Origin of the sequence: Streptosporangium sp. NPDC000509 (assembly GCF_042898365.1) — a bacterium.
GTDB lineage: Bacteria > Actinomycetota > Actinomycetes > Streptosporangiales > Streptosporangiaceae > Streptosporangium.
Genome location: NZ_JBIAYX010000001.1, coordinates 92,510 through 106,088 on the forward strand (window position 1 = coordinate 92,510; position 13,579 = coordinate 106,088).

Here is a 13,579-nt window from a genome sequence, read left to right on the forward strand (position 1 = left end):
GTCACCGGGACCGTGACTTGGCTGCGCAGGGGGCAGGGCCGCCCGTCCGCTCGTTGCGCCGGCACGGCGGGCCGGACGGTTGGCGCGCGGCCCGCGTCAGCGGAGAGGGTCGAGGTCGGCCAGGGCGGCGGGCTGCTTGCCGGTGGTGATCTGCTCGGCCAGCAGCCTGCCCGTGATCGGACCGTGGGCCAGGCCCCACATACCGTGACCGCCCGCCACGTAGACGGTGGGGGCCACCGTCGCGCCGACGAGCGGCCGTCCGTCCGGGGTGACGGGGCGGGGCCCCACCCACACGTCGGTGCGCTCCTCCCAGCGCACACCCCGCAGAAGCGGCCGGACGGAGGCGACGAGGGCCTCCAGCCGGGCGGGCACCTGCGGGGCGTCCGGGTCGCGAAACTCCATGGTCCCCGCCACCCGTAGCCCGTCGCGGTACGGCGTGCACGCCACCCGCTCCTCGGGCAGGTAGATGGGGCCGGGGACAGGATGGTCGACCGGCACGGTGAAGGAGTAGCCGCGACCGGCCCGCACCGGGACACGCACGCCCCACTGCCGGGCCAGGCCGGGCAGCCAGGCGCCGGTGGCCAGCACCACCGCGTCGGCGGACAGCACGGTGCCCTTGGCCGAGCGGACGATCACCTTCCTGTCGTCGGTGCGCACCTCGTCGACCTCGACGGCGTACACGGTCGCGCCGCGCCGCATAACGGCCTTTCCCAGGGCGTGCACGAAGGCGCCCGGGTCGACGTAGCGCTGGCCGTCGATCCGCACTCCCGCCCTCAACGCCTCACCGGCGAGCGGGGCATGCTCGGCCAGCCGGGCGCCGTCGAGCACGGTGTGCTCGACCGTCTGCCCGGCCGCCTGCAGTCTGCGCAGCTCGCGCAGCAGGCTCTCGGCCTGACGTGGCGTACGGAACGCCGCGGTGATCGGCGCCGCGACGACGGGTGCGGACACACCGTTGGCGGCGAGCACCTCGTAGGCCTCGACGCATTCGTCGTTGAGCGGCAGGTTGGCGCGCGCGGCGCGGGTCCACGACCGCCAGTGGCTGTTGGCGGCGAAGCGGGCCAGGAAACTCCACAGGCCCGGATCGAGGGTCGCGGGCACGTGCAGCGGCGCGGCCGGGTTGAACAGCGAGCGCAGGCCGTAGCGCAGGACGGCGGGTTCGTTGAGCGGGATGGCCAGGCCAGGCGCGACCCAGCCGGCGTTGCCCCAGGACGCGCCGGCCGCCACGCCGCCGCGGTCGACCACGTCGACCTGGACGCCACGCTCCTGCAGGAACCACGCGGTCGACAGACCCACGATGCCCGCGCCAACCACGATCACCGATCGTGGCCAGTTGCCGACCATGCCAACCTCCAACAGGTACGAACGTCGATGTCCTGACCAGGATGGCGCGGGCGGTGACCCGCGGCGTTGTGAGCGGGCGACAATCGCGGCGCCGCCGTTGTGGATCCCGCACAACGCCGGCACCGGGAACGGTGACGGGTCCTGATCAGGTCATCGGCGAGGTTCGTCCTCCAACGCGGCCAGCATGATGGTCATGGCCAGGCGCCGGCGGGCGTCGTACAGGTCCAGCGGACTCAGCTCGTCCATTTTGCGGAGCCGGTTGCGGACGGTGTTGGGGTGCACCCCGAGTCGCTCGGCGGCCAGGGTGAGATCTCCCTGGCTCTCCAGCCAGGCCCGCAGCGTGGCGACGAAGCACGTGCCGTGCCGGGTGTCGTGCCGCAGCAGCGCGCTCACCGGCCCGCGGGCCGGTGCCCGACCGGTTCGCGCGGCCGCGCGCAGCCGCCGCAACAGGATGTCGTCCCAGGACTCGTCGTAGGCGGGCGGCACGGCCCCGGACTCGGCGCTCTCGTGCAGCGCCAGGCACTCGTCGGCCTCCTGGCGGCCCGCGGCCAGGTCCGCCGCCTCGGCGGGTGCGCCGATCCCGGCCATGACGCGCACCTGGGCGGGCAGTTCGGAGCGCAGGCCCGCGATCCACTGCCTGGCCACCTCGGCCCGCTCGGCCGGCAGGATGGTGTAGAGGGTGTCGCCGAGCAGCGCGCTGCGCCCGGGCCTGGACCAGCCGAAGCCGGTGGTGGCCTGCTCAAGGGCGAGCAGCAGCGCGGCGTGACGATCTTCAGGGGTGTACGCGCGGACCGCGATGACGCGGATCGCCCGCGGGGCCAGGCCCAACCGGCTGATCACCGTCGCGGCGTCGGCACTGCCCTCCAGCAGTCGGATGACCAGGTCGGACTCCACCTGCCGCTCCAGGTCGGCGCTGGCCCGGGAGCGCAGCAGATGCAGGGCGACGGTGCGCGCGCCGTCGACCAGAGCCCGGCGGCGGGCGCCCGTCAGCGGGTCGGCGCAGCTGACCCACACCGAACCGAGCAACTCGCGGCCGGCCCGCACCGCCACCGCCATCCGCCCGGTCAGGCCGTGCCCTGCGTCGGCGGGGACGAACACCGGCTCGTTCGTCGCCGCCAGGCGGGTGAACACCTCCTGTCGCCGGAACAGCTCGCGCAGCCGTTCCGGGACCCGCCGCCCGAGGATGGTCTCCAGCCGGGCCGGATCTCCCGCCTGCTGAGAGCGGGAGTAGGCCAGCACCTGCGAGTGCCGGTCCTCGATGGTCACCGCGCCGCCGATGACGTCGGCCAGGTTGTCGGCCAGGGCGAACAGGTCGGTGGGGCCGCGTCCCGAGGCGGTCTCGCGGCTCTCCAGCACCAACCCGTACACCACGCCGGCCAGCTGACTCCAGGAGACGGCGGGGTCGGCCAGCAACACGGCCACTCCGTATTGGTCGGCGATCGCGGCGGCCTCCCGCTCGACGTCCGCGTCGCTCCCGCTCTCGTCGCCGGTTCGAGGGGGGCGTACCAGGACCGCCGTGGCCTTGTCCGCGGCCGCCCACCGCACCGCCTCGGCGAGTGAGGAGGCTCCGACGGCGAGGAGCAGGTCGCCCGCGACGTGGTGGTCGGTGGAGTCCGGTATCGCCACGCTGCGCAGCCACGCCGAGCGCGCCTCGGGACGGCCGTACAGCCGCACGCCGTACCCGCCGAGCACGTTCACCAGACGGTCCAATGTGATCATGTTCAGCTCCGGGTGATCGGAAAGAGGGCGGATCGCTCCACCCTCTTTCGTGATGTCAGGCGGCCTCGTGCCGCCGTTGGCAGTCGATGCAGGTGCGTGCCAGCGGCCGGACCTTGAGCCGTTCGAACGGGATGGGGGCCTGGCAGTGGGTGCAGTGCCCATAGGCGTCGGTCGCCAACCGCTCGCAGGCATGGGACAGCTCCGCGACGGCGCGCTCGGCAGCGGTGATCGAGACGACCAGTTCCTGCCAGGTGCCGTCGGCGCCGCTGCTTTCCCGCTCCTGGACCCGCAGGCCGTCCAGGTGCCTGCTGCGCTGCTCCAGCTGCTCCAGCAGGTCCTGGCGCAGCGCGTGGAGCTGAACGCTGCTGAGATGTGATGTCGTGTGGCCGTCGGTCATGATCATGTGATCCTTTCCATGATGGGTCGGGAAGGTGTTGGAGGAGGTCCCGCGCGGGGCCTCTCTCGCGTCGCGGCACGTCAGCGGGCGGACAGGCCGAGGCCGGCCGCCAGGGGTCGGTCGCGGGCACAGCGGCACCAGGCCGCGGACGGCCGCGTGCTGAGCCCGCGCCGCCCGGAAGCCTCAGGGGCGCGCGACCGGCGCGGAGGCTCCGTGAACCGGCGCGACAACCGCCATGGCGATGATCGGCTCCTGGCGGACGCCGACAGGAAAGGCGGCACGGCGAAGGCACCCCGAACGCGAAGGGGTGACTTCGAACGAAGACGGCCTGCCGCTTCTCCTACCAAGGGGACGATCGCGAGACGTCTTCAGGACGCGACGGCACGCCCGCGCCGACGCCAGGCAAAGGCATGGTGCGGGCGTGGGGCACACCGAATGCGCCGTCGTCGGACTCCGCGGCGCGTGGCCGCGGAGCCCGACGGGAAGACATCGGCTAGATCAGCGGCGGGCTGCGCGATCCCGTGATGCGGTGAGCCAGCTGCTGAGGCTCGCGCAGCGCATCCGCGTCCGAGCCCGGCGACGGCAACAGCACCAGATGCGCTAGCTCGCCGCGCGTGAGCGGCCGCAGGGACAGCACCTGGTGCGCGCGGGCGTCGCCCGCCTGCGGCGGCAGGCCGGTCAGGTCGGCGTCCCATCCTCCGGGCTCCCAGACCGGGCCGGAGGCCGAACTCTGGGTAACCGTCGAGGTGCCGCAGCTCACCTTGCACGAAGCGCCGGCCAGCACCAGGGACAACAGAACCAGGCCCATCACGCCGACGAGCGCGATGGACCCCTGTGGAGTTCTCCACGGTCCCGTCATACGGCCGACCATAGCCCACCCCACCGGAAAAGACATTTCACGGCATCAGCCACATGATCCATGAGTAGGCCGACAATGCCTGGTGAGCCGGGGCGGGGGTCATCCGCCGGGGACCCGCGTCTCCCCGCCGTCAAAGCGTGGCATGACACCCGGCGACTCCCCGCGCGCCTTTGGGCGGCTGACCGCGATCGAACACGGCGGCACCCCCTGAAGGACAGGGGGTGCCCCGCACTGCTCGTCTTACTTGCCGATCTTCTTCGCATACAAGGTGATCAACGTGTCGACCGTCACCTTCCGGCCGGCGGCGGGCGTCTGCCTGGTCACCACCCAGTTTCGGTCATACACCTGGAAGCGGTTTTGCCCGGTGGCGTCCTTGTCGTTCAGGATGTAGAAGCCTGCGGCCTGCATGGTGTCCTGCCCCTCCTGCAGGTTCATCCCGACAACATCCGGCAGGACCTTCTTCTCAGCCGCCTCTTCCTTGGAACGGGGCCGGCGATCAGCTCTGGAGTGCTTTCCAGTTCCATGTGAGCCCATAGGATGCGCTCAGAGCCAGCAAACCTGGGCCGATGGCGCCGAGATTGAGGAAGCGGGCCTGCGCGTCGTACTGGCCCACCGCCGTCGGCTGCGATGCGTGCCTGTCGGCGAGAGGGGTGCAGAACACGTAGCCGCCGTCATTGGCGCGGAATTCGTTCAGCGTGAGCCGGTTACCATCGCCAACCGCGGGATCGGTGGCCGTTGAATTGACGTACAGTCCCTTGTGGACGAGGTAATAGCAGTAGAAATCCTCGGTCTTGTCAGCGTATATGGGCAGGAATTCTTCTTCGGGATCGCCGCTGTCGGGTTCGAGCACCACCGGGGTGCCCGGCTCCGGATCGGAGTCCTGCACGGTCATGGCCGAGCCTGCGCCGGTGACGATCTCGTCGACGTCCAACGCCTCGTTCTCGGCGTCCTGAAGGAACCAGCGTTGGCCGGGGTCGAATTCGTCGACGAGATCACGACCCACCAGTTCTTCGCCGTCCGCGCGATCCAGGGCGGTCAACGCCTGACCGGTGGCCTTGTTCAGCAAGATCCATGTGCCGTCACCCATGTCCAGCAATTGCCAGAGCTGGGAGTCGCCCTCGTCGGAGCCTTGGAGAACCGCCGGCGCGTCGGCACGGCCGAATTCCTGGCCCAGATAGGTACGCGTGACGCTGTGCAGCACGCGGTAGTGACCTGGGTGGTCAGCGGCGGCCAGGAAGCGGAAATTGTGCGCGCTCTGTTCGGAGCGGGCGAACATCCTGGTCTTGAGGCGACTACTGCCGGGCTGTGTTCCCGCACCCGAAGGGTAGGGAGAGCGGGTGCTGGATGCGCTTCTGAGATTCTGCGTTGTTCGCGGAACGGCCTTCGCCCGCTGTGCCGACGTGGACGTCGTGCATCTCTGATCGTCGGTGGGATAGGAGAAGTCGTATTCGACGGGACGGTGGTCCGACATTTCGAAGTCGGTTATCGGCGTTCCGAACCCGTAACCCCTGTAGAGCACCGGGGTGACGCTGTTCTGCGTGACGGCGTAGTCAATGGTGCGTCCCGTGACGGGGCGGGTCGGCCCGCTCGAGGACAGTATGTCGAACTGATGGGAGTCGCCGCCGAGGGCGTTTATCAATCCTGCCTGTCCATAAACCTCCATGTTGAAGTCGCCGAGGACCACCCAGCGCAGCGGCTGCCCGTTCGGGCCGGCGTTCTCCATACGACTCTTGATGTTCCTCAGCATCGTGGCGTTGTCCGTTCCGCCTTGTGCCGCCCCGTGCCAGGTGAAGTAGACGACACCGCAATAGTTGACGCCGAGCGCGGGACGGGACTTGCCCTCGTGCACGCCGTTCCGGGTCGCTCCGGGGACGACGAATATCTCGTTCCGCTGGACACTTCTCCGAGTCCAGACCGCCAGATTGATCTTTTCCGGGTTGCCGGAGCCGGTGTCGACGTTCGTGTTCAGCCAGTAGAGGTAACCTCCTCTGCGGCCTCCACTGGTTCGGCTGAGCCAGATCTCCTGGACGGGAGGCGCGTTGGTGCTGCCGTCCCGCATCCTCTTGACGTAGTCGGTCTGCGCGATGGTGTCTTCGGCCCAATAGTGCCGGTCGGCGGGATAGCCGGTTTCCTGTAGGGCCAGGATGTCGTTCTCCCTGGGAGGATTCTCCTGCGTATGCAGCGAGGGCAGTGCGGTCGCGTACCTGTCGCCATGTTGTTGCGAGGACGCGCCGGCCATGTTCCAGGTGGCCGCCTTGATCTCGACGAGCTCTGGGTCACGTGGGGGAATTTCGCCGCCGGTGTCGCGGAGGAACAGTGAGTGCCGATTCCCCACGTCGAGGGTGGCCACTCCATTGCCCTGGTAGTTCAGGGTCTCCCGTTCGGTCCAGTCCGTGATCGCCTGCCCGTTCTGGCGCAGGGGCAGAAACGTGCGCGGGTCGGAGTCGTTCGATCCGAACTGGAAGGCGGTACCGGCCTGGGCGCCGTACGGCCTGTACGGTTCGAACGGCCCGCCCGCGGTGGTCTGCTTGCTCAGCGTGTCGTTGTAGAAGACGTTCTGCGGCCCGGAGGAGCCGGCCCACTTGCCCGCCTTGGGGCCGGCCGCCCACCAGATCGGATACCAGGTGCCCTCGTCGATCTCGCCGCCCTCACCACCACAGTTGGCCGAGCAGTTGGCCGAGCGGTGCTCATAGGGGACTCGCACCGTGTTCTGCTCGAACAGGTTGTCGTGCTCCCAGCCGCCGTGCAGGTTCAGGTCGGAGTCGAGGTCGTTGCGGAAGGCGACGTTGCCGCCGGCCGACCACTGGAAGGTGAAATGGCGCAGGTTGCGGCTGAGGTTGTGCGCCCACAGCGAGTCCCACACGCGACTGCCGCGCAGGTAGCCGTTGCCGCCCTTGCCCTTGTTCCAGGCGCCGTCGAAGCTGTTGCGCTCGATCTGCAGGTTGCGCGCCACCTCGGTGACGATCGGGTGTGAGCCGGTCATCGTGGCTTTCAGCCCGCGCGCCCAACTGTTGGCCGCCCACTTGAACACGATGCCGTGCATGGCGTACTCGGGCGCCATATTGCCGTAGTTGTGCACGGCCTGCTCGGGAGTCAGCGAGTACGTCTCCTGGCCACCGATCTTCGGCAGGCCGTTCATGTCCTGGGTGAAGGCGAAATCCTCGAACCCGACGCCCTCGACCGCCTTCAGCGGCGTGACCTTGCTGGCGTACGGGGTGCCGTTGCCGTTCAGCGGTTCGGAGCCGTCCGATTCGGAGTTGACCGGCAGATCCCACTCCAGCGGCCGATCCAGCGTGATCGTCTTGGCCGTGGTGTCCATGCGGCTGAGCCGGAACATCTCCTGCCGCATGTGGAGCGCCTCGATCATGCTCTGGTCGGTGATGCCCTGCTGCGCGTAGAACTTCCGGCTGTTGGCCGCGCCCACCCAGACATAGCCGCCCGGCTTGAACTTCGTCATGTCGGCTTTCGCGTCCAGCCGCACGACCGCGTTTCCCGCCCGTGCCGAGAAGCCCGGGTCCCCGTCCGCCGCGGCCACCTTGAAGCCGGAGGCCCAGTGCTGGTTGATGCTGCCCTCATAGAGGTCCTTGCGCATGGGCAGGCTCGACGCCAGCTCCCAGTCATCCTTGTACCGGGCCGCCACCTCTCGGGTCTGGACCCGGAACATGCCTCGCCCAGGCCAGATCCAGCCACCGTTGCCGATGTCGGGGGCGGTGCCGGCAATCATGCTCTCCTGGTCCCACCGACCGTTGATCACCTGGTCGTAGCGGGTCCGGAGGCCGGGTCTGAACACTAGCCGGGTGCCGCCGTCGCCAGACCCCTTGCCTCGTACGATCAGGAATCCGGCGTCAACGTAGATCTGCTGGGTGATGTCGAGCCGGCCGGAAGGCAGCTCGATGAGCGAGAGCCGGTCGAAGTTGGCGTTCGGCGAGCAGACGCTCTTGATGTGGTCGATCGCCTTCTGCAGTCCGGCGGTGTCGTCGGCCCCGTCGTCCGCCGTCACCCCGTAGGAGGAAGCAAGCTCTTCCGGCGAGATACGGCAGGAGGCGTCGTCGGTCAGATCCGTATCGCCCTCGGGCAGCTTCTGGCCGCCTCGGTATCCTGCGCGTGACCAGTCCGGTAGACCAGCCGTCGGGGCTGTGCGGTTGGTGACACTCAGGTCCGGACCGGACGCTCCCGGTCCGGCCGACGGCGAGTCTTCCGCCGTGGCAGCTGCGGTCAAGGGCGTCGGGGAAGCGGAGGCCGCCGGGGCGATGCCCGGCGACGATAACGAGAGCAGCAGGCCGGATACCATGGCCGCCGCTGGTCGAACCAGTCTCACGTGATCTCTTTCTGAGTAGGACGCCGGGCGTCGGGCGTCGGAGACGATGGCGCCGTCCGGCTAAGCGTTTACCGGCTTCACCACTGCGGGGCCGACGGCGTGGGCATCGCCGCGAAGTCGTAGACCTTCTTCCACAGCACGCCGCTCTTGCCGCCGGCTGAACCGTTGATGACGTAATAGACATCGGTACCGGCTGTCACGGCCAGCGGAGTTCTGCCCGGGGAGAGTGCGAAGCTGTTCTCCTCGTAATAACCGCTCCATCCACCGTCGCGCGAGATCATGTAACTGCCGATGGTGTTGTCGCGGTCCTCGGTGATGGTGATGACGCCGTAACCGCTTCGGGAGAGCGCGACGGACGGGCCATTCCTCGTGTAGCCGGGGGTGCCTGTCGCATAAACCCGGAACGGATTCGTCCAATTGCCGGTCCCGTACCGCTGCCGCGACATGTACACGTAGTTATTGGTGCCCGTGAAGGCGAGAACGACCTGGTTCCAGGGAGCGGGATCGTTGTTGGTGTCCACCTGGGCGGCCAGTCCCGGCGCGTCCTTGCTCTGCGCACCCGGCACGATGCTGGGCGCGCTGTAGGTCGCGGTTTCGCCGTTGTAGTACATCGTCCAGATGTCATCGGTGGACTGGCTGTTCCAGGCGAGCATGAAGGAGTTGTCGGGGAGCGCGGCAACCGCCACGGGCTCGGTGTTGGTGGTGCGCGTGTCGTTGGGGATCCTGGTCCAGCTGGGCAGAGTGCCGGGCAGTTGGTAGCTCGCGCTGAGCTGGACGCGGTGCTGGTAGACGTGGCCCTCGGTACCGGTGTGGAAGATCCGGAAGTTTCCGCGCCCCCCGTCGTCGGTCCAGATCACCCTCGGAGGAGTCCACGTCTGCGCGTTGGGCAGTGAGTACGCCGGCCCGTTGTTCAACGAGATCCAGATGGAGTCGTTGTCCGCGCCGCGCCAGGCGTGCAGGATGTTGCCACGATTGTCGCGTGCCTCTCCCGGAGTGGACCTGCTGGTGATCTGCCCACCGGCATAGGTCACCGGCTGCCAGTCGGATCCCTCACCGGGAAAACCCCAGGAACTGATCGAGGCGTCACCATCGTCGGCCGAAGCCAGTACAGGCGCCGTCATTCCACCAGAAGCAGCGGCACAGGCGACCAGCGTCACCACCGCGATGAACGACCTTTTCTTGATGAGCATTTCTTCTCCCGCATCGTCTCTCGAATCGATGTCCGTCGCGCCCTTGGCGCGGAGGTAACTCATGGACCGTCACTACAGAGACAAAGTGCGGCAGGCGGCTTGTGACATGACGCTCGTCACATCACGTCAAGCCCGCGGCACAATCAGTCTGAATTGTTTTCCGAGGTCACCTCACTGCGTGCCTGCCTCGGTTTCACCATGGACGTCTCGATGCCAGACGCGCTGTCCCGTGGCACCGCTCTCGTAGTTGTCGTCCTCCGGTGGCGCGCCGGGCGGTGCGGGCTGTTCCAGACGCAGGAACATCTCCACCGCCTCCGCACCGACCGGCACCTCCAGATCACTGTGCGGCAGCTTGCGCGGGTGCGGCGGCAGCATCCCCGGCATGTCCAGGCGCGGCGCGCCGACGACGTTGAGCAGGTTCGCCGCCAGCGCCAGATGCGGCATCTCCTCGACGAAGACGCCACTCACCACCTCCACAGCGGATCGGACCGCCGGCCGGTGGGCCGGCGGCCTGGTCCGCTCCTGGGGTCAGGCAGCGATGACGGCAGCCGGTGCCGTCACGCCGCGGATACTTCGCCGGGGTTCAGGACGGGCGCGGGCCGCGGCGGTCCCTGCGCTGGGCCAGCTCGGCCTCTTCCACCAGCGTGAACATCGGCTTGCCCGGCTCGCACAGCATGGTGACCGTGAACCGTACCGGGACATCGTCGCGATTGTTGCCGTCCTGGTAGTGGATGACGTCGCCCCCCGGCTCCCAGAACGCCTCGCCGGCGCGGATCACCCGCTCCGGCTCTCCTTCCAGCTCCATCAGCATCTCGCCCTCGAGGACGACGCCGAAGGCGGGGCCCGGGTGGCGATGCGGCGGCGCGCCAGGGTCTCCGGGCGGGTACTCGATGACCACGGTCATCGCGTGCGCGCCCTCGGGGATGAACGGAGGCTGCGCCTCCTGCAGCACCGTCAGCGCCGTCTGCCACGCGGTCGATCGCGGCTTGTCCATCGCCCCGCCTACTTCGCGTTGGACCGGTCGAGCCAGTCCTTGTAGGTGATGGTGCCGAGCTGCGCGCCGTCAGCGGGCACCAGCGACCGCTCGCCGAGCAGGCTGCCGAAGTAGCGTGCCTGCGGGTCGACGACGACCTCGCGGGTGTCGCCCCAGGCGGCCAACGCCTTGCGGAAGAACTCGTCCATCTTGTACCGGGTCGGTCCGGCGATCTCGATCCGGCCGTTCAGCGGCGTCCCCACCGCGGTCCTGCCGACCGCCTGGGCCACGTCGTCGCCCGCGATCGGCTGGAACAGCACCGGCGCGATGTGCACCTTGCCGTCGACCGTGCCCTCGTCGGCGATGCCGCGGGCGAACTCGAAGAACTGGGTGGAGTGCACCAGCGAGAACGGGATTCCCGACTTCTCGATCAGCTCCTCCTGAGCGATCTTCGCCGCGAAGTAGCCGTTCTCCGGCATCCGGTCGGTCCCCACGATCGACACCGCCACGTGATGGCCCACCCCCGCGGCCGCCTCGGCCGCCAGCAGGTTGCCGGTGGAGGTCTGGAAGAACTTCATGACGGCCTCGCGCTCGAACGAGGGCGAGTTCGACACGTCGATCACGACCTCGGCGCCCTTCAGCACCTCGGCCAGGCCCTCCCCGGTCAGCGTGTCGACGCCGGTGTTCGGCGACGCGGCCACGGCCTCGTGGCCGTGCTCGCCCAGCTTCTTCACCAGCTTCGACCCGATGAGCCCGGTCCCGCCGATCACCACGATCTTCATTGTTGGCACCCTTCTGCCTTTCCGGGCGCTGTAGTGCGCCCGCATCGTCAGCTAAGACAAGGCAGCCCCCTCACTTGTGACAGGCGACCTCGTGTTCGAGGAGGAGCTCGGTGAGCTCGACGCGCGAGCCGATCCCGAGCTTGGTGAAGGCATGCCGGAGGTGCGTGCTGACCGTGTACGGCGACAGGTAGAGCCGATCGGCGACCTGCTTGTCGGTGGCGCCGCCGGCGACGAGCCTGATGACCTGCATCTCGGAGGCGGTCAGGCTGTCCCAGCCCGCGGTCGGCCTACCGGACACCGCGCGAGCGGCGCCCGCCCAGGCCTTTGAGGTCGTGCGCCGGTATGCCCTTCAGTGCCAACGCTGGAGTTTGTCGGGGTTCAGGATGATCCACACCGCCGTGACCTCGGCTCCGGCCACGCTCACGCTGACCACCGCCACGGCCTTGCCCGCCCGCCGCAGCACGAGCCCCGTCCCGCCGTTCACCGATCCGATGGCCGGCTCGGTTCCTGGCTGGTCGATCAGCAACGCCGTGACGACCCGCGCGACCGCGTCCGCACCGTAGGTCGGCCGTACGGCGACGCGCACCTTGCCGCCGCCATCGCTGACGACGATCGCGTCGGCGGCCAGGACTTCCCGCAGCGTCTCGGTGTCGCCCGCCTGGCAGGCCGCGGCGAACCGGCGGGCCACCCGCTCGTGCCTGGCGAGCATCTCCGGGCCGTACCCGGCCCGGTGCGAGGCCGGGTACGGCGCGGGCTGGGCCCGGGGCACCCGGCCGCCGGGCACGTGGTCGGGGTCGGGGTTGGGGTTGGGGTCGGCGAGGAGCTCCAGGCAGATGCTTCCCGCTGTCCGCGTCAGCCAGGCGCGCGGCACCGCGATGTCGGCGCGCTCCTCCTCGTCGAGGGCGTACCAGCGGCGATAGGTCTCCTGGACGACGTGGTCGGCCGTGGTGTCCGAGCCGAACATGCACAGAGCGATCTCGAGCAGGTGCTGCCGTTCGTCGAGCATCTCCGCCAGCGACTCGGCGCCCGCCTCGGTCATGATCTGCCGCCCCCTTCATTGTTGGCAGATAAGACCGGACAGCCCGTTACGTTGTGACAAAGCGGCTGCGAGACCGCTCGAAGGCCTCGATCTTGGCCGGGTTGAGGATCCATAACAGGTGGTGGATCCCCTCCCTGGAGGCCTCGATGGCGAGCAGGGCGACGCCGCTGCCGTCCCGGGTGACGAGCACGCCCGGCAGCCCGTTCATCTCGACCCACGTGACGGCGGCGCCCGGCCAGAACCGTGGTGAGAACGCGGCCACGAACCTGGCCACCCGCTCATTGCCCAGCACGGGGAACTTGGCCGATCCCCTGATGCCGTCGCCGTCGGAGGAGCTGACGACGTCGGAGGCGAAGAGCTTCTCCAAGGCGCCGACGTTTCCCGTCTGGGCGGCGTCGAGGAACGTCTCCAGAAGGCGCCGGTGCTGGAGCCTGTCGATGGGCTCGTGGCGTACGGCGGTCAGGCGCCTGCGGGCGCGGCTCACGATCTGCCTGACATTGACCGGGGTGAGCCGCAGGATCTCCGCTATCTGCGGATAGGGGTAGTCGAAGGCTTCGCGCAGGACGTAAGCGGCGCGCTCGGTGGGATTGAGCTTCTCCAGCAGGAGCAGAAAGGCCAGCTCCAGCGCTTCGCCGCGTTCGGCGCCGACAGTGGGGTCCAGACTGGTGTCCACGGGCTCCGGCAGCCAGGGGCCGATGTAGGACTCCCGCCGCATGCGCGCCGACTGCGCCAGGTTGATGGCCAGCCGGGTGGTGACCAGCGCCAGGAAGGCCGCCGGGTTCTCGATGGTCTCGCGGTCGGTGTCCTGCCAGCGCAGCCACACCTCCTGGACGATGTCCTCGGCCTCGGCCGCGCTGCCCAGCATCCGGTAGGCGATGCCGAACAGCCGCGGGCGTAGCTCGATGAAAGCGGACGCCGCCCGATCGAGAGCGCCCGCCTGTTTCAGGGATTCCGTGTTCAT

At 68.9% G+C, this 13,579-nt stretch carries 13 protein-coding genes; all 13 read right to left on the reverse strand.

Going from position 1 to position 13,579, the window contains the following annotated elements; genetic code table 11:
- Window positions 1-96 precede the first annotated feature (96 nt).
- On the reverse strand, window positions 97-1,341 hold the full coding sequence (locus tag ACFY3D_RS00250; RefSeq protein WP_389972941.1) for an NAD(P)/FAD-dependent oxidoreductase: 1,245 nt from the start codon (window positions 1,339-1,341) through the stop codon (window positions 97-99).
- A gap of 150 nt (window positions 1,342-1,491) precedes the next feature.
- Complete coding sequence (locus ACFY3D_RS00255; protein WP_389972944.1) at window positions 1,492-3,060, reverse strand: PucR family transcriptional regulator; 1,569 nt, start codon at window positions 3,058-3,060, stop codon at window positions 1,492-1,494.
- Window positions 3,061-3,115: 55 nt separating this feature from the next.
- A complete protein-coding gene (locus ACFY3D_RS00260; RefSeq protein ID WP_389972947.1) occupies window positions 3,116-3,457 on the reverse strand; it encodes a TraR/DksA family transcriptional regulator in 342 nt (113 codons plus the stop codon).
- A gap of 493 nt (window positions 3,458-3,950) precedes the next feature.
- The gene (locus ACFY3D_RS00265; protein ID WP_389972950.1) at window positions 3,951-4,316 is read right to left on the reverse strand and encodes a hypothetical protein; all 366 of its coding nucleotides are present in this window, start codon (window positions 4,314-4,316) and stop codon (window positions 3,951-3,953) included.
- A gap of 240 nt (window positions 4,317-4,556) precedes the next feature.
- Window positions 4,557-4,850 (reverse strand): PASTA domain-containing protein, encoded by a 294-nt coding sequence (locus ACFY3D_RS00270; protein WP_389972953.1) that lies wholly within the window; start codon window positions 4,848-4,850, stop codon window positions 4,557-4,559.
- The gene (locus tag ACFY3D_RS00275) at window positions 4,813-8,634 is read right to left on the reverse strand and encodes a hypothetical protein (RefSeq protein ID WP_389972956.1); all 3,822 of its coding nucleotides are present in this window, start codon (window positions 8,632-8,634) and stop codon (window positions 4,813-4,815) included. Before ACFY3D_RS00275 ends, ACFY3D_RS00270 begins: the two co-directional genes overlap by 38 nt.
- 77 nt (window positions 8,635-8,711) lie before the next feature.
- A complete protein-coding gene (locus ACFY3D_RS00280) occupies window positions 8,712-9,824 on the reverse strand; it encodes a hypothetical protein (RefSeq protein WP_389972959.1) in 1,113 nt (370 codons plus the stop codon).
- A gap of 171 nt (window positions 9,825-9,995) precedes the next feature.
- Complete coding sequence (locus ACFY3D_RS00285; RefSeq protein WP_389972962.1) at window positions 9,996-10,292, reverse strand: ferritin-like domain-containing protein; 297 nt, start codon at window positions 10,290-10,292, stop codon at window positions 9,996-9,998.
- A 115-nt stretch (window positions 10,293-10,407) separates the two neighbouring features.
- Complete coding sequence (locus tag ACFY3D_RS00290; protein ID WP_389972965.1) at window positions 10,408-10,818, reverse strand: cupin domain-containing protein; 411 nt, start codon at window positions 10,816-10,818, stop codon at window positions 10,408-10,410.
- Between the two features lie 8 nt (window positions 10,819-10,826).
- Window positions 10,827-11,579: an SDR family oxidoreductase gene (locus ACFY3D_RS00295; RefSeq protein WP_389972968.1), complete on the reverse strand. Its 753-nt coding sequence runs from the start codon at window positions 11,577-11,579 to the stop codon at window positions 10,827-10,829.
- Between the two features lie 70 nt (window positions 11,580-11,649).
- The gene (locus ACFY3D_RS00300; RefSeq protein WP_389972971.1) at window positions 11,650-11,877 is read right to left on the reverse strand and encodes a helix-turn-helix transcriptional regulator; all 228 of its coding nucleotides are present in this window, start codon (window positions 11,875-11,877) and stop codon (window positions 11,650-11,652) included.
- A 51-nt stretch (window positions 11,878-11,928) separates the two neighbouring features.
- On the reverse strand, window positions 11,929-12,618 hold the full coding sequence (locus ACFY3D_RS00305; protein ID WP_389972973.1) for a hypothetical protein: 690 nt from the start codon (window positions 12,616-12,618) through the stop codon (window positions 11,929-11,931).
- A gap of 46 nt (window positions 12,619-12,664) precedes the next feature.
- The gene (locus ACFY3D_RS00310) at window positions 12,665-13,579 is read right to left on the reverse strand and encodes an RNA polymerase sigma-70 factor (protein WP_350947060.1); all 915 of its coding nucleotides are present in this window, start codon (window positions 13,577-13,579) and stop codon (window positions 12,665-12,667) included.

Coding starts and splice junctions, on each gene's coding strand:
- ACFY3D_RS00290 (WP_389972965.1), bottom strand. CDS start 10,818: ATGGACAAGCCGCGATCGACCGCGTGGCAGACGGCGCTGACGGTGCTG.
- ACFY3D_RS00255 (WP_389972944.1), bottom strand. CDS start 3,060: ATGATCACATTGGACCGTCTGGTGAACGTGCTCGGCGGGTACGGCGTG.
- ACFY3D_RS00270 (WP_389972953.1), bottom strand. CDS start 4,850: ATGGGCTCACATGGAACTGGAAAGCACTCCAGAGCTGATCGCCGGCCC.
- ACFY3D_RS00295 (WP_389972968.1), bottom strand. CDS start 11,579: ATGAAGATCGTGGTGATCGGCGGGACCGGGCTCATCGGGTCGAAGCTG.
- ACFY3D_RS00265 (WP_389972950.1), bottom strand. CDS start 4,316: ATGACGGGACCGTGGAGAACTCCACAGGGGTCCATCGCGCTCGTCGGC.
- ACFY3D_RS00280 (WP_389972959.1), bottom strand. CDS start 9,824: ATGCTCATCAAGAAAAGGTCGTTCATCGCGGTGGTGACGCTGGTCGCC.
- ACFY3D_RS00305 (WP_389972973.1), bottom strand. CDS start 12,618: ATGACCGAGGCGGGCGCCGAGTCGCTGGCGGAGATGCTCGACGAACGG.
- ACFY3D_RS00250 (WP_389972941.1), bottom strand. CDS start 1,341: ATGGTCGGCAACTGGCCACGATCGGTGATCGTGGTTGGCGCGGGCATC.
- ACFY3D_RS00310 (WP_350947060.1), bottom strand. CDS start 13,579: ATGAACACGGAATCCCTGAAACAGGCGGGCGCTCTCGATCGGGCGGCG.
- ACFY3D_RS00260 (WP_389972947.1), bottom strand. CDS start 3,457: ATGACCGACGGCCACACGACATCACATCTCAGCAGCGTTCAGCTCCAC.